Source organism: Pseudomonas sp. AE27, from assembly GCF_037113495.1.
Lineage (GTDB): Bacteria > Pseudomonadota > Gammaproteobacteria > Pseudomonadales > Pseudomonadaceae > Aquipseudomonas > Aquipseudomonas palmensis.
In genome coordinates, this window is the sequence record NZ_CP146966.1 from 2,794,048 (window position 1) to 2,816,660 (window position 22,613).

21 protein-coding genes are annotated in these 22,613 nt (G+C 63.7%); 5 read left to right on the top strand and 16 right to left on the bottom strand.

From position 1 onward, the window contains the following. Positions 1-11 precede the first annotated feature (11 nt). Genes sdhA through sdhC form a run of 3 tightly spaced genes read right to left on the bottom strand, consistent with a single transcriptional unit; the run spans position 12 to position 2,536 of the window. The gene (gene sdhA / locus V9K84_RS12905) at positions 12-1,784 is read right to left on the bottom strand and encodes a succinate dehydrogenase flavoprotein subunit (RefSeq protein ID WP_043863139.1); all 1,773 of its coding nucleotides are present in this window, start codon (positions 1,782-1,784) and stop codon (positions 12-14) included. Positions 1,785-1,787: 3 nt separating this feature from the next. Continuing rightward, positions 1,788-2,156: a succinate dehydrogenase, hydrophobic membrane anchor protein gene (gene sdhD / locus V9K84_RS12910; RefSeq protein ID WP_043863140.1), complete on the bottom strand. Its 369-nt coding sequence runs from the start codon at positions 2,154-2,156 to the stop codon at positions 1,788-1,790. After that, positions 2,150-2,536: a succinate dehydrogenase, cytochrome b556 subunit gene (gene sdhC / locus V9K84_RS12915; RefSeq protein WP_088515660.1), complete on the bottom strand. Its 387-nt coding sequence runs from the start codon at positions 2,534-2,536 to the stop codon at positions 2,150-2,152. The genes sdhD and sdhC overlap by 7 nt, the downstream gene beginning before the upstream one ends. A 350-nt stretch (positions 2,537-2,886) precedes the next feature. On the opposite strand from sdhC, the gene gltA reads away from it, so the two are divergent. Then, the gene (gene gltA, locus V9K84_RS12920) at positions 2,887-4,176 is read left to right on the top strand and encodes a citrate synthase (protein ID WP_043863142.1); all 1,290 of its coding nucleotides are present in this window, start codon (positions 2,887-2,889) and stop codon (positions 4,174-4,176) included. A 134-nt stretch (positions 4,177-4,310) separates the two neighbouring features. On the opposite strand, the gene V9K84_RS12925 is transcribed toward gltA, so the two are convergent. The 9 genes from V9K84_RS12925 to V9K84_RS12965 all read right to left on the bottom strand — a co-directional run bounded on the left by V9K84_RS12925 (position 4,311) and on the right by V9K84_RS12965 (position 11,316). Further along, positions 4,311-4,916 (bottom strand): START domain-containing protein, encoded by a 606-nt coding sequence (locus V9K84_RS12925; protein WP_043863143.1) that lies wholly within the window; start codon positions 4,914-4,916, stop codon positions 4,311-4,313. Between the two features lie 35 nt (positions 4,917-4,951). Continuing rightward, positions 4,952-5,206, bottom strand: a complete 255-nt coding sequence (locus V9K84_RS12930) for a YkgJ family cysteine cluster protein (RefSeq protein ID WP_043863144.1) — start codon at positions 5,204-5,206, stop codon at positions 4,952-4,954. 127 nt (positions 5,207-5,333) lie between these two features. After that, positions 5,334-5,864, bottom strand: a complete 531-nt coding sequence (locus tag V9K84_RS12935) for a translation initiation factor 2 (protein ID WP_178075079.1) — start codon at positions 5,862-5,864, stop codon at positions 5,334-5,336. Between the two features lie 67 nt (positions 5,865-5,931). Next, on the bottom strand, positions 5,932-7,377 hold the full coding sequence (locus V9K84_RS12940) for a PLP-dependent aminotransferase family protein (RefSeq protein ID WP_043863146.1): 1,446 nt from the start codon (positions 7,375-7,377) through the stop codon (positions 5,932-5,934). Positions 7,378-7,566: 189 nt separating this feature from the next. After that, positions 7,567-8,376, bottom strand: coding sequence for an OmpA family protein (locus V9K84_RS12945; RefSeq protein WP_043863147.1), 810 nt, complete (start codon positions 8,374-8,376; stop codon positions 7,567-7,569). Beyond that, the gene (locus tag V9K84_RS12950) at positions 8,373-8,726 is read right to left on the bottom strand and encodes a DUF4398 domain-containing protein (protein WP_088515659.1); all 354 of its coding nucleotides are present in this window, start codon (positions 8,724-8,726) and stop codon (positions 8,373-8,375) included. Before V9K84_RS12950 ends, V9K84_RS12945 begins: the two co-directional genes overlap by 4 nt. A gap of 9 nt (positions 8,727-8,735) precedes the next feature. After that, positions 8,736-9,566, bottom strand: a complete 831-nt coding sequence (locus V9K84_RS12955) for a transporter substrate-binding domain-containing protein (RefSeq protein ID WP_088515658.1) — start codon at positions 9,564-9,566, stop codon at positions 8,736-8,738. Between the two features lie 70 nt (positions 9,567-9,636). Continuing rightward, positions 9,637-10,566: an FAD-binding protein gene (locus V9K84_RS12960; protein WP_088515657.1), complete on the bottom strand. Its 930-nt coding sequence runs from the start codon at positions 10,564-10,566 to the stop codon at positions 9,637-9,639. Next, positions 10,567-11,316 carry an electron transfer flavoprotein subunit beta/FixA family protein gene (locus V9K84_RS12965; protein ID WP_043863151.1) on the bottom strand — a complete coding sequence of 250 codons (750 nt, stop codon included), beginning with the start codon at positions 11,314-11,316 and terminating at the stop codon, positions 10,567-10,569. Between the two features lie 543 nt (positions 11,317-11,859). On the opposite strand from V9K84_RS12965, the gene V9K84_RS12970 reads away from it, so the two are divergent. Further along, a complete protein-coding gene (locus tag V9K84_RS12970) occupies positions 11,860-13,524 on the top strand; it encodes an electron transfer flavoprotein-ubiquinone oxidoreductase (RefSeq protein ID WP_043863152.1) in 1,665 nt (554 codons plus the stop codon). A gap of 75 nt (positions 13,525-13,599) precedes the next feature. Here the strand turns inward: V9K84_RS12970 and V9K84_RS12975 are convergent, their stop codons facing one another. The 3 genes from V9K84_RS12975 to V9K84_RS12985 form a co-directional block, all read right to left on the bottom strand. After that, entirely contained in the window at positions 13,600-14,913 is a 1,314-nt protein-coding gene (locus V9K84_RS12975) for an MFS transporter (protein WP_043863153.1), read from the bottom strand. A 67-nt stretch (positions 14,914-14,980) separates the two neighbouring features. Then, positions 14,981-15,466, bottom strand: a complete 486-nt coding sequence (locus V9K84_RS12980) for a histidine kinase (protein ID WP_088515656.1) — start codon at positions 15,464-15,466, stop codon at positions 14,981-14,983. A 177-nt stretch (positions 15,467-15,643) separates the two neighbouring features. Next, on the bottom strand, positions 15,644-16,120 hold the full coding sequence (locus V9K84_RS12985) for a sigma-70 family RNA polymerase sigma factor (protein WP_088515655.1): 477 nt from the start codon (positions 16,118-16,120) through the stop codon (positions 15,644-15,646). A gap of 256 nt (positions 16,121-16,376) precedes the next feature. On the opposite strand from V9K84_RS12985, the gene V9K84_RS12990 reads away from it, so the two are divergent. From V9K84_RS12990 to V9K84_RS13000, 3 genes are read left to right on the top strand one after another with little or no spacing between them, the layout of a single operon-like run. Further along, a complete protein-coding gene (locus V9K84_RS12990; protein ID WP_054915663.1) occupies positions 16,377-17,546 on the top strand; it encodes an efflux RND transporter periplasmic adaptor subunit in 1,170 nt (389 codons plus the stop codon). Then, positions 17,547-19,520: a MacB family efflux pump subunit gene (locus tag V9K84_RS12995; RefSeq protein WP_043863157.1), complete on the top strand. Its 1,974-nt coding sequence runs from the start codon at positions 17,547-17,549 to the stop codon at positions 19,518-19,520. A gap of 7 nt (positions 19,521-19,527) precedes the next feature. Then, entirely contained in the window at positions 19,528-20,934 is a 1,407-nt protein-coding gene (locus tag V9K84_RS13000; protein ID WP_088515654.1) for an efflux transporter outer membrane subunit, read from the top strand. A 21-nt stretch (positions 20,935-20,955) separates the two neighbouring features. On the opposite strand, the gene V9K84_RS13005 is transcribed toward V9K84_RS13000, so the two are convergent. Then, complete coding sequence (locus V9K84_RS13005; protein WP_088515653.1) at positions 20,956-22,575, bottom strand: PvdJ/PvdD/PvdP-like protein; 1,620 nt, start codon at positions 22,573-22,575, stop codon at positions 20,956-20,958. Positions 22,576-22,613 lie beyond the last annotated feature (38 nt).

The following is a 22,613-nucleotide window of genomic DNA, read 5'->3' on the forward strand; positions in this document are numbered from 1 at the left end:
AGTGGCCACCCTTAGTAAGTCCGGACTTTAGGCTCGAACGTCGGAACGGTTTTCGGCGAGAAGTTGACTGCACGCTTGGCAACCCGCTTTTCACCCGGGAAGTACAGGGTGTGGCACAGCCAGTTTTCGTCGTCACGGTCTTCGAAGTCTTCACGGGCGTGGGCACCGCGGGACTCTTTGCGCACTTCAGCAGCGATTGCAGTGGCTTCAGCGACTTCCAGCAGGTTCTGCAGCTCCAGCGCTTCGATACGCGCGGTGTTGAAGGCCTGGGACTTGTCGTTGATCTTGACGTTGGCGATACGCTCGCGCAGGCCAGCCAGCTGTTCGATACCCTTCTGCATGTATTCGCCGGTGCGGAACACGCCGAAGTAGTTCTGCATGCAGCTTTGCAGCTCGCGACGCAGGGTTGCCACGTCTTCGCCGTCGGTACGCTCGTTGAGCTTGTTCAGACGGTTCAGCGCGACTTCCACGTCGGTGTCGCTGGCGTCGCGGTATTCGATACCGTCGCTCAGGGCCTTTTCCAGGTGCAGGCCGGCCGCACGGCCGAACACCACCAGGTCGAGCAGCGAGTTGCCGCCCAGGCGGTTGGCGCCGTGAACCGATACGCAAGCCACTTCACCGACCGCGAACAGCCCTTCGATGATGGTGTCTTCGCCGTCGGCGTTCTGCGAGATCGCCTGGCCATGAATGTTGGTGGCAACGCCGCCCATCATGTAGTGGCAGGTTGGAACGACGGGTACGGGCGCAACGACCGGATCGACGTGCGCGAAGGTCTTGGACAGCTCGCAGATGCCTGGCAGGCGGCTGTGCAGCACTTCCTCGCCCAGGTGGTCGAGCTTGAGCATCACGTGGTCGCCGTTCGGGCCACAGCCGTTGCCGGCGATGATCTCTTTGACCATGGAGCGGGCCACAACGTCGCGACCGGCGAGGTCCTTGGCGTTTGGCGCGTAGCGCTCCATGAAACGCTCGCCGTGCTTGTTGATCAGGTAACCACCTTCACCACGGCAGCCTTCGGTAACCAGTACACCTGCGCCGGCGATGCCGGTCGGGTGGAACTGCCACATCTCGATGTCCTGCACCGGCACGCCGGCACGCAGGGCCATGCCGATACCGTCGCCGGTATTGATCAGGGCGTTGGTGGTGGAGGCGTAGATACGCCCTGCACCGCCGGTGGCCAGTACGGTGGCCTTGGCGCGAATGTAGACGGTCTCGCCGGTTTCGATGCAGATCGCGATCACGCCGACGAAGGCGCCGTCCTGGTTCTTGACCAGGTCAACCGCGTACCACTCGTTGAGGAAGGTGGTGCCGGCTTTCAGGTTGCCCTGATAGAGGGTGTGCAGCAGCGCGTGACCGGTACGGTCGGAAGCGGCGCAGGTACGGGCGGCCTGGCCACCTTTACCGTAGTCCTTGGACTGGCCACCGAACGGACGCTGGTAGATACGGCCGGTTTCGGTACGCGAGAACGGCAGACCCATGTGGTCCAGCTCGAACACCGCAGCCGGGCCTTCCTGACACATGTATTCGATAGCGTCCTGGTCACCGATGTAGTCGGAACCCTTGACGGTATCGTACATGTGCCAGCGCCAGTCATCGTTCGGGTCGGCCGAAGCGATGGCGCAGGTGATGCCACCCTGGGCCGATACGGTGTGCGAACGGGTCGGGAACACCTTGGTGATCACGGCGGTCTTGTGGCCGCCTTGAGCCAGCTGCAGCGCAGCGCGCATGCCGGCACCGCCACCACCAATGATGATGGCGTCGAAGGAAATCGTTGGAATGTTAGCCATGAATCAGATACCCCAGAGAATCTGCACACCCCAGACGAAGTACGCGAACATCGCGACACCACATACCGCCTGGAACAGGAAACGAACTGCAGTCGCCGACTTGCCCAGCGCCATCGGCGTCAGGTAGTCGGTGGCAATGGTCCACATGCCGACCCAGGCGTGAGCGCCCAGGGCAACGAGGGCCAGCAGACTGAAGATCCGCATCGCGTTATGGGAGAACAGGGCGTGCCACTGGGCATAGTCGATGCCAGGGTGCGCCACCAGGTAGCCGATCAGAAAAATGAAGTAAGCCGCGAGAACGACCGCAGAAACGCGCTGCGCCATCCAGTCATAGAGGCCCGAACGCGACAGGTTCGTGACATTAGTTACCATATCCAAACTCCCGCCAGAACGATCACCACCACGGAAATGGCGATAACGATTTTCGAGCCCAGTTTGCCGCCTTCCAGCGTCTCACCGATGCCCATGTCCATAATCAGATGGCGCACACCGGCAACCAGGTGATACAGCAAGGCGGACAGAAGGCCCCACGCCACGAATTTGGCCAGCGGACTGGTCAGGCATGCCTTCACCTCGGCAAAACCTTCCTCGGAACTCAGGGATTGGCTCAATGCGTACAGCATGATGCCCAGGCCCAGAAAGAGGATGATGCCGGAAACACGGTGAAGAAATGACGTAACGCCGGTAATGGGGAGTTTGATGGTCCTTAGGTCTAGGTTTACAGGTCGTTGGCTTTTCACGGCTTTTTTCACACTGAAGAGCCCCTAGCAAGCAGGGCAAAGTTGTTGGTAAGTGTACTGGTCAGGTACCCACCACCCAGGGAGTGACGACCCCAGAAAAGCGGGCTTTAAAGCCCCTGGCGGTCGGGTGCCGAGTATAGACAGTTAGGCTACTAATGACAACGTGAAGCCCTAGCCCAAATAGCGCATTGCCTTTGGCGAACAAAAGGCGTAAACGGGCCGCAATTTCGCGGAAAAACAGCGCCCAAAGCCCTTTACAACCGTGCTTTAGGCAAATTGACATTCGAATTTATCTCACTATAGTGGTGCGGGCCCTGCGTGGGGGGTCTGTCTGATGATTTCAAGCATTAATAGGAGGCCACATGGCTGACAAAAAAGCGCAGTTGGTCATCGAGGGCGCAGCCCCCGTCGAGCTGCCCATTTTAACCGGCACCGTTGGTCCCGATGTTATCGACGTTAGAGGGTTGGGGGCCACGGGTCACTTCACTTTCGACCCTGGTTTCATGGCGACCGCATCGTGCGAGTCCAAGATCACCTACATTGACGGCGACAAGGGCATCCTGCTGCATCGCGGCTACCCGATCGAACAGCTCGCCGAGCAATCCGACTACCTGGAAACCTGCTACCTGCTGCTCAACGGCGAACTGCCGAATGCCGAGCAGAAGGCTCAGTTCGTCAGCACCGTCAAAAATCACACCATGGTGCACGAGCAGTTGAAGTCGTTCTTCAACGGCTTCCGCCGCGACGCCCACCCGATGGCCGTCATGTGCGGCGTGGTTGGCGCCCTGTCGGCGTTCTATCACGACTCGCTGGACATCAATAACCCGCAGCACCGGGAAATCTCGGCAGTGCGCCTGGTCGCCAAGATGCCGACCCTGGCCGCGATGGTCTACAAGTACTCCATGGGCCAGCCCATGATGTACCCGCGCAACGACCTGACCTACGCCGAAAACTTCCTGCACATGATGTTCAACACCCCGTGCGAGATCAAACCGATCAGCCCGGTACTGGCCAAGGCAATGGACCGGATCTTCATCCTCCACGCCGACCACGAACAGAATGCGTCGACCTCCACCGTACGCCTGGCAGGCTCCTCGGGCGCCAATCCGTTCGCCTGTATCGCTGCCGGCATCGCTGCACTGTGGGGCCCTGCCCACGGCGGCGCCAACGAAGCCGTGCTGACCATGCTCGACGAAATTGGCGATGTCTCGAACATCGACACCTTCATCGCCAAGGCCAAGGACAAGAACGACCCGTTCAAGCTGATGGGCTTCGGTCACCGCGTCTACAAGAACCGCGACCCGCGCGCCACCGTGATGAAGCAGACCTGCGACGAAGTGCTGCGCGAGCTGGGCATCACCAACGATCCGCAGCTGGAACTGGCCATGCGCCTGGAAGAGATCGCCCTGACCGATCCGTACTTCATCGAGCGCTCGCTGTACCCGAACGTCGACTTCTACTCGGGGATCATCCTCAAGGCGATCGGCATCCCTACCAGCATGTTCACCGTGATCTTCGCCCTGGCGCGGACCGTCGGCTGGATCTCGCACTGGAAGGAAATGCTCTCCAGCCCGTACAAGATTGGCCGTCCGCGCCAGCTGTACACCGGCTACGAGTCGCGTGACATCGTCAAACTGGAAGACCGCAAGTAAGCCAAACGGCTCGCCTGCAACAACAAGAAAGGCTGCCCTCGGGCAGCCTTTTTTGTTGCGTAACGCTTCATGCAGGAGGAGCAAGCCTTGGCGGCCCCTACAGTTGAGACATATTCCAGCCAACCATCAAACTGTTACGGTTTCTCCGCCCGCTCCTTCAACGCCTTGAGCGTATTGAACGGCGCATCCACCACGAACTTGTTCGCCACCATCGCTGGCACACTGCCGCCTGGCTCGGTGTGCACCTGGTATGTCACCTCGGTAGTGTCACCCTTGGGCACCAGCTTCCAGAAACCCTGCACTTCAGCCACCCGCACATAGCCTTTTTCTTCCGGCAGGTACTTGGGCACACCCTCCAGCTTGCGGGTCAGGCTGCCGTCGGCACCTTCGCTGGTGGTTACATGGATGATCGAATCGCGCGGGGTGACCGGCCACGGCGTATTGAACTGGGTGTAGGTCCAGCTCTGGTCACCCTCGTGCTTGAGCAGCTTCTGGCTCTTGCACTCGTGAATCCAGGCACAGGCCCCGGCCACGTCTTCCTGCAGCGCCCGGACCTTGGCCAGCGGCGCCTTGATGGTCGTCACGCCCTGATAGGCCTTGTAGTTCGAACCACTCACTTCGCTCAGCGATACCTTGATGCCATCCCCTTCCTTGGCAACCTTCCAGTCTTCAGCCTGCGCCACCGACATGAACATCGCACTCAGACCACAAATCACCGCTACCCGCTTCATCGAACCCATCGTGTTGTTTTCCTTGTTTGCGAAGTTCCACTCACTCAAGCCGCCGTCACTTGCTCCAGCCAACCGATGATCCTGATCGCCTCGTCGCGATCATTGCCGCAGGTGTCCACCTCCGCCTGGAAGCCCGAGCACACCGCCGGCCGTTCAGGCTGGCCGAACAGGCTGCAGAGGTTGTGCTCGGACAGTTGCACACAGCGTTCGCCAGCCGGCTTGCCGTGCGGCATGCCGGGAATGGGCGAGCTGATGGAAGGGGCAATGCAGCAAGCGCCACAGCCTTCACGGCAGTTCATGACGACATGGACCTCGGCCTAACAAATGATGGGTGAATGGGGATAGTAACCGCTAAAACAGGTGTTTGAAATTACCGCTCAGATGAAATATCGCCGCGCAGAATGTGACCGACAGGTCGAGCAGCGTTTATTGCTTGAACTCGAAATCGATGGCTGCACCCTCGATGTCCTGACGGGCATCATTGCGCAACTGCAATTGCATTTCGTTGCTGATCAAGCGGCCATTGAGCTGGAACGGGCTGTCCGCGGCAGGCTTTTCTTCGAACAACGACGGCAGCAGCGGACGTCGCACACGGACTTCCTCCTGACTGCTCGGCTGCAGGTCCTTGACCATCTCCGGGGGCAGGCTCAGATCCAGGCGCGCCTTGGGCAAGGGCGCGGCAATCACCTCGGAGGCCTTGCGCTTGCCCGACTTTACCGCCTTGGCCGGCGTCTTCCTGGGGTCGCCAGCCTTGGTCTTGGGTTGCGCCTTGGGCTTGGCCTGTGGCTTGGCACTCGCTTTTACCGGGGCCTGGGTCGAAGGCTTCCGGTCCGGTGCCGGGGCAGCCGACGCCTGTGCCAGCAGTATCGGCCCCGGTCCGGGCACAGCCAGTGCCGGGCCCGTTGCACACAGGCCCAGCGCACACAACATCACGGCAGCACAGCTAAACGCTTTCATAGGCAACGAGACGTATTCATGAGTCGCACATGCTCCTTGTTCCTGCAGTCGCTGGCAAGCCCGCGATCTAGAGGTATCCGCCCGAGGCGGTTTCCTGGCAAAGCTGATGGGCCAGCATCCCCAATGTCAGCAGCGCCCGCTCAGCCTCGCGATTCCACGGAATGCCGCAGTTGAGGCGAATGCAGTGGTTGAACTGCTCCGTGTTACTGAAGATCAGCCCGGGCGCGATGCTGATGCCCTGCTGCAAGGCACGTACATGCAACTCCTGGGTGTTGACCCGCCCCGGCAGGCTGACCCACAGGATGAAGCCCCCGGTAGGCCGGCTCATCTGGGTGCCTTCCGGAAAGTGCTGCTGTACCGCCAGCTGGTAGGCACTGAGGTTCTTGCGATATTCCTGGCGAATGTAGCGCAGATGGCGGTCATAGCCACCATTTTCAAGGTAGGCCGCCACCCCCATCTGCGTCACACTGCACGCCGAGTGCGTGGTAAAGGTCTGCAGTCGCTGGATTTCCTGCTGATAGTTGCCCGCGATCATCCAGCCGATACGCACCCCCGGCGACAGGGTCTTGGAAAAGCTCGAGCAATAGATCACCCGCCCCAGCCGGTCGAAGGCCTTGAGTGCCTTGGTGCGCCCTTGCTCGAACATCAGCTCGCCGTAGATATCGTCCTCGACGATCTGGATATTGAAATCCGAGGCCAGGCGCAGCAACTGCTTCTGGCGCTCCTCGGGAATGGTGCCGCCCAGCGGGTTGCTCAACCGCGCAGTCAGCACCAGCGCCTTGATCGACCACTGGTTGGCCGCCAGTTGCAGGGCCTCCAGGCTGATGCCGGTGGCCGGGTCGCTGGGGATCTCGATCACCTTGAGCCCCAGCAGGTCCGCCAGTTGCAGCAGCCCGTAATAGGTGGGCGACTCGGCGGCGATCAGGTCGCCTGGCCGGGTCAGCACCCGCAACGACATCTGCAGCGCATCGACGCAACCGTGGGTCACCACCACTTCGGACGGGTCGACCACCACCCCGGCGTCGCGCATGCGAATGGCGATCTGCCGGCGCAGCGGCTCGAAACCCGGGCTGAACATGTAGCTGAACGCGCGCGGGCTCTGGAACCGCGTGACCTTGGCCAGTTGCTGGTGCAGCGCCCGCACCGGCAGGTAGTCCACATGCGGAACCGCCGCCCCCAGCGGGAACACCCCATCACGCCGGGCTTCGGTCAGTACCTGCTGGATGATGCTGCTGCGCGTGACCAGCCCTGGACGCTCGACCCGCGCGATGTCCGGGGTCTGCGCAGTCAGGGCCGGGGTCTGGTGGACGTAGTAGCCCGATTGCGGCCGCGCGCGAATCAGCCCCTGGTCCTCGAGGTTGGCATAGGCCTGCAGCACGGTGGCATGGCTGACATTGAGCTGCGAGCTCATCTTGCGTACCGACGGTACGCGCTCACCGGGCTGATAGACGCCGCGGCGGATGTCTTCCGCCAGTTGCTGGGCGATGCGCTGGTAGAGCAACAGATTGGTCATGGGACGGATCTCGAAACGCGGGCTATCTAATTGTTCTTGTACAGTCGGCGAAGAATACCGGAACAGTGCATAAGTGTACGGGCACAGATGCCAGAATAGTCGACTACACAGTTGTGTGACAGCGGCTTTTTCAAGCTTTGCGGCATAAAAAAACCGGTGACTATCACCGGTTTGTTGTTTACCTCGACCTCAGCGCGGCGCGCCCAGGTGGCCTTTCTCGTCGGAAAACACGATCTCCACCCGACGGTTCTGCGCCCTGCCCCGCTCCGAGGCATTGGCCTCGATCGGGTACTGGTCGCCATAGCCTTCGACCTGGATGCGTTTTTCGTCGACGCCCAGGTCGACCAGCATGTCCGCCACGGCCTGCGCACGATCACGCGACAGCGTCAGGTTGTCCTCGGGGGTGCCGGTGCTGTCGGTATACCCCTCGATGCGCACAACGCGCCGGGGGTTGAGCTGCAGAAACTGCACCAGCTTGAGCACGGTACGGCTGGCGGAGTTCTTCAATTCGGCCTGCCCGGTATCGAACAGCACGTCACCCAGGGTCATCACCAGGCCGCGGTCGCTCTGGGTCGTGGCCAGGCTGACGATCTGCGCCTCCAGCCATTTGCCCTGCTGCTGCACGCTGACCAGCTTGGCTTCGCGCAGGGCCAGCTGCAGGCGCTGGCGCTCCAGTTCGAGCTTGGCCAGGCGCTCCTGATTGAGCACCAGGTTGCTGTGCTCGCGGGCAATCTCGCTGTAGCGCTGACTCAGGTAGGCGTAATGGCGCACGTCCGCACCACTGCCCACGTAGCTGGACAACCGCTCGGCACGGGCCAGCGACTCGCCGGCGCGGATCACGTCACGCGGCGCACTGCGCAGCACATTGGAATCGTCCTTCACTGCCTGGAAACTGGCGGCGGCCTGGTCGAGGGCGGTTTCGCTGCGCTCGCTGGCGCAGCCCTGCAACCCCAGCACACCTGCACACAACACGGCCACCAAGGGCTTGATCGAACTCACTGTTGCTCCCCCAACTGCTTGCGCAGACGATTTACCCGCGATTGCAGCAGCGACAGCTGCTCCTGACTCTTGATGGTCAGCACCCGGGCTTCGGCCAGCCGCGCATCAAGCTCGGCCTGCTCGGCGCGCAGCCGCGCATCACGGTACGACTCGCTGGCCATGTTGCTGCGGGCGCGGGCAAGCTTGTCTTCGGCCAGCTTCAGCTCGGCCACTTCGTCGGTGGCACCGACGGCCTTGGCCTGCTCCAGCGCCTGTTCGGACAGGCGCATCTGCTCGTGGGGCGCCGGGTCGGCAGCGCAACCGGCCAGGGCCAGTAACGCCATGGCAGCGAAAAGCGGTTGAGTTCTCACACAATCTTCCTACTGTTTGGGGGCGTCGAGCGGTTGCTGCAGCTGCGCCTTCCAGCGCTCGACATTGCGTTGCAGTACTGCCTGAGGCACGCCTGAGGCCGGCAATTCTGTCAGTTTTTTGGCCAGCTGTCCGCGCAACCAGGCGTCATTGCACGCCGAATTGTGCGACAGCGCCAGGTACAGCCCCGGGCGATCCAGCGGCAGGCCGCGGGCGATCAGGTCGTTGGCCATGCCAAGGGTCTGCGCCATGGCCATGCCGGCGTAACGCCCGGCCAGCACATAGTCGACCTGGCCAAGCAAAAGCTTCTGGAATGCCTGGGTCAGGTTCTGCGCCGGCGCCAGCTTCAACTGGTCCTTGGCAAACTGGGCGAACGCCGGGGTCAGCCTGGCCTTCTCCGAGATCGCGCCCTGGTGCTGGTGCAGATCGGCCAGGCCGTCGTAGGCCAGCGTGGAGTCGTGCCGGGTCCACACCAGGTAGTCGTTCTGCAGCAGCGCCGGGTGGATGAAGTCGACGCGGGTCAGGTCTTCAGTGGCCAGCGGCGCATCCACCAGCAGGTCCATGCGTCCGCTGCGCACTTCATGCTGCGCCTCGTTGCGCTTGCCTGCGTACAGCACCTCGACCTTCAGCCCAAGCTCCGTCGCCACCTGCTTGAGCAGGTCGACGTTGGCGCCAATCAGGTGCCTGGGGTCCTGCGGGTCGCGCCAGGCATAGGGCGGCGCATCGGGGCTGCCGGTCGCCACCAGACGCTCGCACTTGCCCACCGCCAGCGCCGCCGTGGGCAAGCAGGCAAACCCCAGCAATCCCGCCATCGCCATTCGGCCAAGCCACCCCATGCACATGCCTCCCTTGCGTCGCGAAATAAAAAAGCCCGATCAAAAGACCGGGCTCTTTATAAGTGAAGCGGCTGGATTAAACCAGCTTCTCCAGCTCAGGTACGGCTTCGAACAGGTCGGCGACCAGGCCGTAGTCGGCCACCTGGAAGATCGGCGCCTCTTCGTCCTTGTTGATCGCAACGATCACCTTGGAGTCCTTCATGCCGGCCAGGTGCTGGATCGCGCCGGAGATACCGACGGCGATGTACAGCTGCGGCGCAACGATCTTGCCGGTCTGGCCGACCTGCATGTCGTTGGGCACGAAGCCTGCGTCGACCGCGGCGCGCGAAGCACCCACGGCGGCGCCGAGCTTGTCGGCCAGCGCGTACAGGTGCTTGAAGTTGTCACCGTTCTGCATGCCGCGACCGCCGGAAACGACGATCTTGGCAGCGGTCAGCTCAGGACGATCGGACTTGGCCAGCTCTTCGCCGACAAATGCCGACTTGCCCGCATCGTGGGCAGCGCCAACCGCTTCGACAGCAGCCGAACCACCTTCGGCGGCAACGGCGTCGAAGCCGGTGGCACGCACGGTGATGACCTTGACCGCAGCGCTCGATTGCACGGTGGCAATGGCGTTACCGGCGTAGATCGGACGCTTGAAGGTGTCCGCCGACTCGACCGCGATGATCTCGGAGATCTGGTCGACGTCCAGCAGCGCGGCAACGCGCGGCAGGATGTTCTTGCCGTTGGAGGTGGCAGGTGCCAGCACATGGCTGTAGGCCTTGCCAAGCTCGGCCACCAGCGGCGCGACGTTTTCCGGCAGCTGGTGCGCATAGGCAGCGTTGTCGGCTACCAGCACCTTGGCCACGCCAGCGATTTTCGCGGCAGCTTCGGCAACGCCACCCACGTTCTGGCCAGCGACCAGTACGTGGATATCGCCACCGATTTTCGCGGCGGCAGCAACGGTGTTCAGGGTCGCCGGGGCAATGGCGCCGTTTTCGTGTTCAGCGATAACCAGGATAGTCATTTAGATTACCTTCGCCTCGTTCTTCAGTTTCTCGACCAGTTCAGCCACCGACTTGACCTTGATACCAGCGCTGCGTGCAGCTGGCGCTTCGACTTTCAGGGTCTTGTTGGTAGAGGCGGTGGAAACGCCCAGCGCGTCCGGAGTCACAGTCTCCAGCGGCTTCTTCTTGGCCTTCATGATGTTCGGCAGCGACGCATAGCGCGGCTCGTTCAGACGCAGGTCGGTGGTCACGATGGCCGGCAGGTTCAGAGCAACGGTCTGCAGGCCGCCATCGATTTCACGGGTGACGTTGACCTTGTCGCCGGCCACTTCCACCTTGGAGGCGAAAGTACCCTGGGCATAGCCGGTCAGCGCAGCCAGCATCTGGCCGGTCTGGTTGTTGTCGCTGTCGATGGCCTGCTTGCCAAGGATGACCAGCTGCGGCTGCTCCTTGTCGACCACAGCCTTGAGCAGCTTGGCCACGGCCAGCGAGGTCAGCTCTTCAGCCGACTCGACCAGCACGGCGCGGTCGGCACCCAGGGCCAGGGCGGTACGCAGCTGCTCCTGGGCAGTGGCCGGGCCGACGGTAACGACGACGATTTCGCTCGCCACGCCCTTCTCTTTCAGGCGCACGGCTTCTTCTACGGCGATTTCGCAGAAGGGGTTCATGGACATCTTGACGTTAGCAAGGTCTACGCCGGAGTTGTCCGCCTTGACGCGAACCTTGACGTTATAGTCGACCACTCGTTTGACAGCTACAAGAACCTTCATGGATTCCTCGTTACTCTCCGGTGAAAAGAATGTCGCCTGGGCAGAACCGGGCGATTGCGCGTGGGTACAAGGGCACCTCCAAAAACGAACGCGAGCAGGTGAAACTCAACTGACTGTGCAGTCTGTTCTCGACGCTTGCGCGCAAAACCCGTGGGTCATTGTTTGTCGTGGCGTGTAAACTCCACTACAAAGGCGGGTCCTGGCGTAACTGCCCTGCTTTTTGCCTGGTTTTTAGGGGTGCTCCTGCATCCGACGGTCAGCCTACGGCGAGCGTAAAACCGCCCGTATCTTGACCGTAACGCCCAATCCGGTCAATACGGCAAACCAGCCAGCTTCAAGCCGTGCGTCTTTGATTTTACTGGGCTGCGGCAAATTCAAACAAACGTTTGTATTGGACCTCGCAAGTGGTGTAGATATAATGCGCGGCCAAGAGAAAGCGGTGTAGTCCGTCATCACCCGAGCTACACACCCGGGTACTTCGAAATGACCGCCTGACACCCGCCAACAAAGAAAAACCGATGAGCCTTGAGTAGGAGAGAACCTGTGGAACGCGAATACATGGAATTCGACGTGGTCATCGTCGGCGCTGGCCCGGCAGGCCTGTCCGCCGCCTGCCGACTGAAGCAGAAGGCCGCCGAAGCCGGTAATGAAATCAGCGTCTGCGTGGTCGAGAAAGGCTCCGAGGTCGGTGCACACATTCTCTCCGGTGCGGTGTTCGAGCCGCGTGCCCTGAACGAACTGTTCCCGGACTGGAAAGAACTCGGCGCGCCACTGAACACCGAGGTCAAGCGCGACGACATCTACGTGCTGCGCGACGCCAGCAGCTCGGTCAAGGTGCCCGATCTGTTCGTGCCCAAGACCATGCACAACGAAGGCAACTACATCATCTCGCTGGGCAACCTGTGCCGCTGGCTGGCCCAGCAGGCCGAGAACCTGGGCGTGGAAGTCTACCCAGGCTTCGCTGCCCAGGAAGCGCTGTTCGATGAAAACGGCGTGGTCCGCGGGATCATCACCGGCGACCTGGGTGTCGACCGCGAAGGCAACCCCAAGGAAGGCGTATACACCCCCGGCATGGAACTGCGCGGCAAGTACACGCTGTTCGCCGAAGGCTGCCGTGGGCATATCGGCAAGCAACTGATCAAGCGCTTCGACCTGGACAATGCCAGCGACGTGCAGCACTACGGCATCGGCCTCAAGGAAATCTGGGAAATCGACCCGGCCAAGCACCAGCAAGGCCTGGTGATCCACACCGCCGGCTGGCCGCTGGACGTGATGAGCACCGAGAACACCGGTGGCTCGTTCCTGTATCACCTGGAAAACAACCAGGTGGTGGTCGGCCTGATCGTCGACCTGTCGTATGCCAACGCCTACCTCTCCCCGTTCGACGAGTTCCAGCGCCTCAAGCACCACCCGGTGCTCGCCCAGTACCTGGAGGGTGGCAAGCGCATCAGTTATGGCGCCCGTGCCCTGGCCAAGGGCGGCCTGAACTCGCTGCCGAAAATGGTATTCAAGGGCGGCGCGCTGATCGGCTGCGACCTGGGCACCATGAACGTGGCCAAGATCAAGGGCAGCCACACCGCCATGAAGTCCGGCATGCTCGCAGCCGAAGCGGTGGCCGATGCGCTGCTGGCCGGTAGCGAGGGTGGCGACGAACTGACCGCCTACGTCGACGGCTTCAAGGCCAGCTGGCTGTACGAAGAACTGTTCGCCAGCCGCAACTTCGGCCCGGCGATGCACAAGTTCGGCCCGATGCTCGGCGCGGCATTCAACTATGTCGACCAGAACTGGTTCGGCGGCAAGCTGCCGTTCACCCTGCACGACACCAAGCCGGACTACGCCTGCCTCAAGCTGGCGGCCGACTCGAAGAAGATCGATTACCCCAAGCCCGATGGCAAGTTGAGCTTCGACAAGCTGAGCTCGGTGTTCCTCTCCAGCACCAACCATGAAGAAGAGCAGCCGTGCCACCTGAAGCTGACCGACCCGAGCATCCCGATCGGCACCAACCTGCCGTTGTACGACGAACCGGCGCAGCGCTACTGCCCGGCCGGCGTATACGAGGTGATCAGCCAGGAAGACGGCAGCAAGCGCTTCCAGATCAACGCCCAGAACTGCGTGCACTGCAAGACCTGTGACATCAAGGACCCTTCGCAGAACATCACCTGGGTGACCCCGGAAGGTGCTGGCGGCCCGACTTACCCGAACATGTAAGTACCGCCCACAAAAAAAGCCCCCACGCCTTGCGGCGCTGGGGGCTTTTTCGTGAAGGCGTTCGAGCAAACGGTCTCACACCTTCGCCAACACCAGTTCATCCCCGGCCCGCAGGTCCTCCCGCGCACTGAAGTACACCGCCGTGAGCAGGCCCACCGTGCCCATCAGCAGGCAGAACCCCACACACACCCATGGGCTCCACGGCATCAGCGCAATCAGCATCAGCGGCGTGGTGCTGGCCCACAGCGCATAGGCCAGGTTGTAGGTAAAGGAAATCCCCGACACGCGAATGGCCGGCGGAAACAGCCCGACCATCACCGACGGCACCACCCCCACCACACCACAGGCCAGCCCTGCCAGCGCATAGGCCACCCCGGTCCAGCCCCAGCCGCCGATCAGGCTGGCATACAGCGCCCCCACTCCCAACGGCAGCAACAGGCTGTAGACCATCAGCGCGCGCCAGGCACCTACCCGGTCCACCAGCAAGCCGGCCAGCACGCAACCGATGTTCAAGAACACGATACCCAGCGCGCTCAGGGCGAAGGTGTCGGCCGCGCTCATGCCGAAACGCTGCTGCATCACCGTCGGGGTAATCACCACCAGCACCACCACCGCCGAGGTCAGCACGCAGGTCAGCAGGGCCGCCGGCACCAGCGCGCGGCGGTGCTCGCGCAGCACCGTGCGCAGCGGGAAGGCCACCGGTTGTTCACGCCGCTCGCGCAGCGCCAGGAACACCGGCGTCTCGCTCAGCCAGCGGCGCAGCCACACCCCGATCACGCCGAACACCCCGCCCAGCAAGAATGGATAGCGCCAGGCGTAGTCCAGAATCTCCTGGGCGGTGAACACCTGGGCCAGCGCCGTGGCGGTCAGCGCGCCCAGCAGGTAGCCGAACGTCAGCCCGGCCTGCAGAAAACCCAGCGCATAGCCCCGCCGCCCGGCCGGCGCATGCTCGGCGACGAAGGTCCAGGCGCTTGGCACCTCACCGCCCACCGCCGCGCCCTGCAGAATGCGCAGGCCCAGCAGGATCAGCGGCGCCGCGTAGCCGATGTCGGCATAGGTCGGCATCACCCCGATCAGCAGGCACGGCAGCGCCATCATCAGGATGCTCAGGCTGAAGACCTTCTTGCGCCCCAGGTGATCGGCAAAATGCGCCATCAGGATGCCGCCCAGCGGCCGCGCCAGGTACCCGGTGACGAAGATCCCGAAGCTCTGCAGCAGACGCAGCCACTCCGGCATCTCGGGCGGGAAGAACAGCTGGCTCAGGGTCAGCGCGAAGAACACGAAGATGATGAAATCGTAGATCTCCAGCGCACCGCCCAGCGCCGCCAGGCCCAGGGTCTTGTGGTCTGCGCGTGACAACGACGGTCGGGGGGTAGCGATGGCACTCATGGGCGTTTCCGCAAATCGGCAAACGCAAGAGGATAGCAAAACACTGCGGCCAATGGCCCGACAAGCTTCAGGACGGTCGACAGAACACGGTCTGGGCAAAATTGGTGCGCCGCGGCAGGTAGCCTGCACGGGCGCCCAGGCCACCGCTCAGTTCCATCTGATCGATTACCACCGGCGCATCGATGATCGCCATGAAGGACTCCAGCGCCTCGCTGTCCGGCACCTTGGGCAGGCTCAGGCTCACCGCCTGGCGCTGTGACACCGGTACTGCAGGTACCTTCAGGTGCTGAGAGTGATACAGCAAGGCATGCTGGATCGGCAGGCTCGCCTTGCAGAAGCGCGCCATGTCCACGCCCGCGTGGCTGGCCAGATCGATGTTGCCGATCAGCAGATTGAAGGGCTGCAGGGCCGCCTGCACCAGGCGCTGCAGTTCGTCGAAACTCTCGACCGGGGCAATGCGGTAATAGCCCAGTCCATTGAGCATCTTCTCCAGTTGCAGCAACTGGCTGGGGTGCTCGTCGGCGATCAGGATGCGCATCGATTTGTTTGGCATCGTCCGGACCTGGCAGAAGGTAAAGGGGTTAGCGTCCTTGACCCTACAGCGACAATCCACGACTGCAAGTTGCTGCAAACATCGCGCCTGAACAGAGGTCTGCCACTGATACTTGTAGGGAATCGCGCATAAATCAAGGAACAGCCCGAACTTTCACCCTGGATCGCAGCCCCGCGCTCAGGATTCCCACTCGCGCATGCGCACGCGGCAGTGCTTCATCGCGTTGACGATGTGCTTCTCCACCAGGCTGCGGGAAATGCCCAGGCGCGAGGCGATCTGCTGATGCGACAGGCCATCGAGCTTGCGCAACATGAAGCTGTCGCGGCATGTCGGGCTGAGTTCGGCCAGCGCACGCTGCATCAATGCCAGGCGCTGATCGCCATGCATGGCGTGCAAGGGGGTCGGGCTGTGCCAGCGCTCGTCGGTATCGAGCACCTCCAGGGGTTCGACCTGGCGGATCCGCTCGCGTCGATGGCCATCCACCACCAGGTTCAGTGCCGTACGGTAGAGAAACGCACGAGGGTGCTCGATAGGTTGCGAATCAGCCCGTTCCAGCACCCGCAGGTAGGCGTCATGGGCAACGTCTTCGGCCGCGTGGCGGCTGCCCAGGCGCGACATCAGAAAGCTCACCAGCTCTCGATAGTAGTGTTCCACAACAGTACCTGTGCGCGACGTTGCCGAGGTTGAACCCGCTGGGTCGTATGGCTCGACACAATAACACTAATTAATATTATTCTCATCAAGCGACTCGGTCATACTCTCGCCCGTGTTGCCCTGGCGCGGGCTGGCCCAGCCACGCACCGGTTTAAATTACCTCGAATACCGCTCGTTTAACTTGCAGCCTCCCATGCCTGCCGAGCGCGTGTTCGTCACCTCCTGGCATGGATCAACCCCCTGGTTGGAAGCCCGCATGAAACGCCCGAAAAACAAACGCCGCCTGCTCGTGTGCTGCCTCGGCCTGCTTGCCCTGGGCACGCTGGTCGCCTGGAAGACCCTGCCAGGCAACGACCAACTGACCACCGTGGCGGTCACCCGCGCCAACATCGAAAGCAGCGTCACCGCGCTGGGCACCCTGCAACCCAGACGCTACGTCGATGTAGGTGCCCAGGCTTCCGGGCAGATCCGCAAGATCCACGTCGAAGCCGGCGACTCGATCGAGGAAGGCCAGTTGCTGGTCGAGATCGACCCCTCCACCCAGCAGGCCAAGCTCGATGCCAGCCGCTTCGCCATCGAGAACCTGCAGGCCCAGCTCCAGGAACAGCGCGCCCAGAACGAACTGGCCCGCCAGAAGTACCAGCGCCAGCAGAGCCTGGTGGCCAATGGCGCCACCCGCGAGGAAGACGTACAGACCGCGCGCGCCGAACTCAAGGCCACCCAGGCCCGCATCGACATGTACCAGGCGCAGATCCGCCAGGCCCAGGCCACCCTGCGCAGCGACCAGGCAGAACTGGGCTACACGCGCATCTACGCGCCGATGTCCGGTACCGTGGTGGCCGTCGATGCCCGCGAAGGCCAGACCCTCAACGCACAGCAGCAGACCCCGCTGATCCTGCGCATCGCCAAGCTCTCGCCGATGACCGTGTGGGCCGAGGTCTCCGAAGCCGACATCGGCCACGTCAAGCCGGGCATGAACGCCTACTTCACCACCCTTAGCGGCGGTAGCCGGCGCTGGGCCAGCACCGTGCGCCAGATCCTGCCGATCCCGCCCAAGCCGCTGGGCGAAAGCGGCCAGGGCGGTGGCAGCCCGAACACCTCGAGCAAAAGCGGCAGTGGCCGCGTGGTGCTCTACACCGTACTGCTGGACGTCGACAACGCCGACAGCGCACTGATGGCCGAGATGACCGCCCAGGTATTCTTCGTGGCCAGCCAGGCCAGCAATGTCCTCACCGCCCCCATCGCCGCCCTGCACGGCGGGCTCAGGGACACCACGCAGATGGCCAGGGTGGTGGCCAGCAACGGCCGCGTCGAGGAACGTCAGGTACGCACCGGCATCAGCGACCGCCTGCACATCGAGATCCTCGATGGCCTGAGCGAAGGCGACCGCCTGCTGATCGGCCCGCTAGAAGGCAGCGAGGGCTGAATGCAGACGCCACTGATCCAGCTCAAATCCATCAGCAAGTCTTACGGCGGCGCAGGCACGCCGCGGGTCGACGTCCTGCATGGCATCGACCTGTCCATCCATGCCGGTGAGTTCCTCGCCATCGTCGGCGCCTCGGGCTCCGGCAAGTCGACCCTGATGAACATCCTCGGCTGCCTCGACCGCCCCACCAGCGGCCACTACCTGTTCGCCGGCGAGGACGTCGCCCACCTCGATAGCGACGCCCTGGCCTGGCTGCGCCGCGAGGCCTTCGGTTTCGTGTTCCAGGGCTATCACCTGATCCCCTCCTGCTCGGCCCAGGAGAACGTCGAGATGCCCGCGATCTACGCCGGCACCCCGGCGCCGGAGCGACACGCGCGCGCCGCTGCGCTGCTCGAGCGCCTGGGCCTGGGCCAGCGTACCGCCAACCGCCCGCACCAACTGTCCGGCGGCCAGCAACAGCGGGTGTCGATCGCCCGCGCACTGATGAACGGCGGCCACATCATCCTCGCCGACGAGCCCACCGGGGCACTGGACAGCCACAGCGGCGTAGAGGTCATGAAGCTGCTGGACGAACTGGCCAGCCAGGGCCACGTGGTCATCCTCATCACCCACGACCGTGCGGTGGCGGCCCGCGCCAGGCGCATCATCGAGATCAGCGACGGCCGGATCATCAGCGACTCGGCGCCGGTCCCGCTGGACCAGCCGGTGGACGCTCCGCCGGGCGCCCTGCAGGCCGTCGACCTGCGCGAACGCATGGCCGACGGCAGCGAATATGCCGGGGCCTGGAAGGGCGAGCTGGTCGATGCCGTGCAGGCCGCCTGGCGCGTCATGTGGATCAACCGTTTTCGCACTGCCCTCACCCTGCTCGGCATCGTCATCGGCGTGGCCTCGGTGGTGGTGATGCTGGCGGTGGGCGAAGGCAGCAAGCGCCAGGTGATGGCGCAGATGGGCGCGTTCGGTTCCAACATCATCTACCTCAGCGGGCACGCTCCCAACCCGCGTACACCGCCTGGGGTCATCACCCTGGAAGACGTCGCCGCCGTGGGCAGGCTGCCGCAGGTCCAGCGCATCATGCCGGTCAACGGCTCCACCGCCGGCGTGCGCTACGGCAATGCCGACTACACCAGCTACGTGGGCGGCAACGACACCAACTTCCCGGCCATCTTCAACTGGCCGGTGGTACAAGGCAGCTATTTCACCGAAGCCGACGAGCGCAACGCCAGCGCCGTCGCGGTCATCGGCCACAAGGTGCGCGAAAAGCTGCTCAAGGACGCCGCCAACCCCATTGGCGAATACATCCTGATCGAGAACGTGCCCTTCCAGGTGGTGGGTGTGCTCGCCGAAAAAGGCGCAAGTTCAGGCGACCAGGACAGCGACGACCGTATCGCGGTGCCCTATTCGGCCGCCAGCATCCGCCTGTTCGGCAGCCAGAACCCCGAGTACGTGGCCATTGCCGCCGCCGATGCACGCCGCGTCAACGAGGCCGAAAAGGCCATCGACCAGTTGATGCTGCGCCTGCACAACGGCAAGCGCGACTACGAGCTGACCAACAACGCCGCCATGATCCAGGCCGAAGCCCGCACCCAGGGCACCCTGTCGCTGATGCTCGGCGCGATTGCCGCCATCTCGCTGCTGGTGGGCGGCATCGGCGTGATGAACATCATGCTCATGACCGTGCGCGAGCGTACCCGCGAAATCGGCATCCGCATGGCCACCGGTGCCCGCCAGCGCGACATCCTGCGCCAGTTCCTGACCGAGGCGGTGATGCTCTCTGTGGTCGGCGGCCTCACCGGCATCGGCCTGGCCCTGCTGGTGGGGGGGGCGCTGCTGCTCAGCGAGGTGGCCGTGGCGTTTTCCCTGACCGCCGTGCTCGGTGCCTTTGCCTGCGCCCTGGTCACCGGCGTCATCTTCGGCTTCATGCCTGCCCGCAAGGCCGCCCGGCTCGACCCGGTGGCAGCCCTTACCAGCGAATGAACACACTATGAAAGCGCCATTGACCCTACTTGCCGCCAGCCTGTTGCTGGCGGCCTGCGCCAGCCAGCCGCCGCGCCCGGACAGCGGCCTGCAGCTACCGCCACGCTGGCATACCGAACACCTGGACGCGGCCGGCACCCTCGACCGGCAATGGTGGACCACCTTCGGCAGCCGCGAACTCGACCAGTTGATCGACCAGGCGCGGGTGGGCAGCCATGACCTGGCTGGTGCCGTCGCCCGTGTGCGCCAGGCCCAGGCCAGTGCCGTGATCGCAGGCGCCGCGCTGCTGCCCGAACTCAATGCGGGCCTCAACGCCACGCGCCAGAAGCGCATGTACGCCTACCGCTCCAGCACCCTGGACAACAGCACCGCCAACAAGGCCACCAACAGTTACCAGGCCAGCCTGAGCGCCACCTACGAGGTGGACTTCTGGGGCGGCAAGCGCGCCGGTCGCGACAGTGCCCGTTTCAGCCTGCAAGCCAGCGAGTTCGAGCGCGACACCGTCGAGCTGACCCTGCTCAGCGGCGTGGCCGACCACTACACGCGCTGGCTGGCCCTGGTCGAACAGCAGCGCATTGCCGAACAGAACCTGGACAACGCCCAGAGCGTGCTGCACCTGGTGCAGAGCCGCTACGACTCGGGCTCCGCCACCGCACTGGAACTGGCCCAGCAGAAGAGCCTGGTGGCCGCGCAACAGCGCCAGCTGCCACTGCTGGCCCAGGACGCCGAGCAGACATTGATCAGCCTGGCCGCCCTGCTCGGCCAGCCGCGCCAGCAACTGCAGCTGGATCGTGAAGCCTTCGCCCGCCTGAGCTGGCCGGACATCGCCGCCAGCCTGCCGAGCGAGCTGCTCACCCGCCGCCCCGACATCGCCAGCGCCGAAGCCCAGCTGGCCGCAGCGCAAGCCGATGTGCAGGTGGCGCGGGCCAACATGCTGCCGGCACTGACCCTCACCGCCGGGGTGGGTTCAGGCGCCTCGCACGTCGACGATATCCTGCGCAACCCGGTGTACAACCTGGGCGCCGGCCTGGTGGCACCGATCTTCAACGGCGGGCGCCTGAAGGCCGAGCGCGACAAGGCTACGGCACGCCAGCAGGAACTGCTGGAAACCTACCGCGGCGCGATCATCAATGGCTTTGCCGACGTAGAGAAGGCCCTGAACAGCATTCGCGGGCTGGACCAGCAGCGCCAGTGGCAAAGCGAAGAGCTGGCCCAGGCGCAACGCGCCTTCCAGATTGCCCAGAGCCGCTACCAGGCAGGTGCCGAAGACCTGCTCACCGTGCTGGAAACCCAGCGCACGCTGTTCGCTGCCCAGGACGACAACGTGCAATTGCGCCGCTCGCGCCTGCAGGCCAGCATCGCGCTGTACAAGGCGCTGGGCGGCGGCTGGCAGGCAACCCCCCAGGTACGCTAGGGCACACCGGCAGGCAGCGCCTTACACCTGGCGCTGCCTGACCTTCAGGTGACGGGCGTACCACGGACGCTGCGGCACCCGGCGAACCAGGCTGGCCAGCCCGTCTTCGTCGCTGTAGGTGATGCGCAACGCCAGCTTCATGGTCTCCGGGTCCATCTCCACGCTCTTGCCCACCTGCTGGCCCGGCACCGTGCTGCAACCGTGGGTGATCGGGCCCAGCCAGGGGTCGGCCACCTCCACCCAGCGCCCGGGCGCGAACCACGCCACCCCGTTGACCTCGCGCCGCACCACCTGGCCGGGGTGAAAGCGTTCATGGGCGCGGTACCAGTCCTCGATACGGTCATCGATCCAGCCATGGAAGCGCCAGAACACCGGGTTGACGTGGGACGAGAACGGGTCGCCGAGAAAATCGTTTTCGGGCCCGTACCAGCGCGGCGCAAAATCGCTAGGGGTGCGCGCATAGGGCACCGGTGCACCGTTGACCGGGTCACGCGGCACCGACGCCCAGCGCATGTGCAGCCAGTCGTGCAACCCCAGTTCCACCTCCGAGCCGAACTGCCCCAGGGTCAGGCGCGAAAGATAATGCGGGTCGCTGTAGCGTGACTCCCACAGCTCGAAGTTGGCATGGAAAACCTCACTGCTCTTGATGTCCTTGACCCACTGGGTGTACTCGTCATCGCCCTGCGCCAGCCAGGTGGGCGGCAAGGCGTTGCCATCCTGGTTGTCGAAGTAGCGCAAAAAGCCTGCGCGGTCACGCGCCAGTTCCGGCTGCGGCATCGGAAAGCGCGGCCAGGACGGCAGGTCCTGCATCGAACGTGCGGTACCGAGCATGTGCCGGTGCATGAAAAAGAAGTCCTCGCCCGAACCGTTGCGATCCTTGCGCGGGCCACGGGCATCGCGCTCATGGTCACGCGGACCGGGCTGCCAGCCGATGGCACGCAACGCCTCGTGCTGCTTGGGTGCCAGCTTGTGCCACTTGTCCCGCGAGGCATGCCACAACTGGTGGAACAGGCGATGCTCGGGGGAGATCAGCCACGCCAGCAACGTCGGGTTCAGCGCGGTGCGCTCGCGAGCTTCGGGGAAGGTCCGCTTGCGCGCCACAAAGCGGTGGTTCTGCTCGGGCAGGGCCAGCGGGCGCTGCAGGTCCAGCACCTGGCCGGTGAGCGTGGCAGTGCCGGCGTTACCGAAATCGCCCCATACCTCATCGAGCAGCACGCGGCACTCATAGCGCGCCAGCCCCGCAGCGTCCGCTGTGGGTATCAGCCGCCAGCTCAACACATTCGGCGCACCCGGCATCAGGTCGCCCACCACCCGGTAGCGGGGCTCGGCGTCACTGCGCAGGCGCTCGGGCGTGTCCAGGCAACCGCGCAGGCCGCGGCCACGCGGAGCAATATCCAGCAACAACTCCAGGGACGTGTGTTCAAGCCCTTCCAGGCCGGCATTGCCACCGTCCAGCTGCCAGATGCCACGCAGGGTATCGGCCAACTGCTGGCCGGCGGTATCGGGCAAGTCGACGGTGGCCTCCCCGGGGGTGATCGGAAATTCCTCGCGTGTCAGCTCGCGGTGCGCGTACAGCGCCCCAGGCACCGCCACGCCCGTCAGTGCAACACCCGCAATGAACCCTCGTCGAGAAATCGTCATTGACCTACCTGTGTGTCTCGCGTTGCGCCATGGAGCAT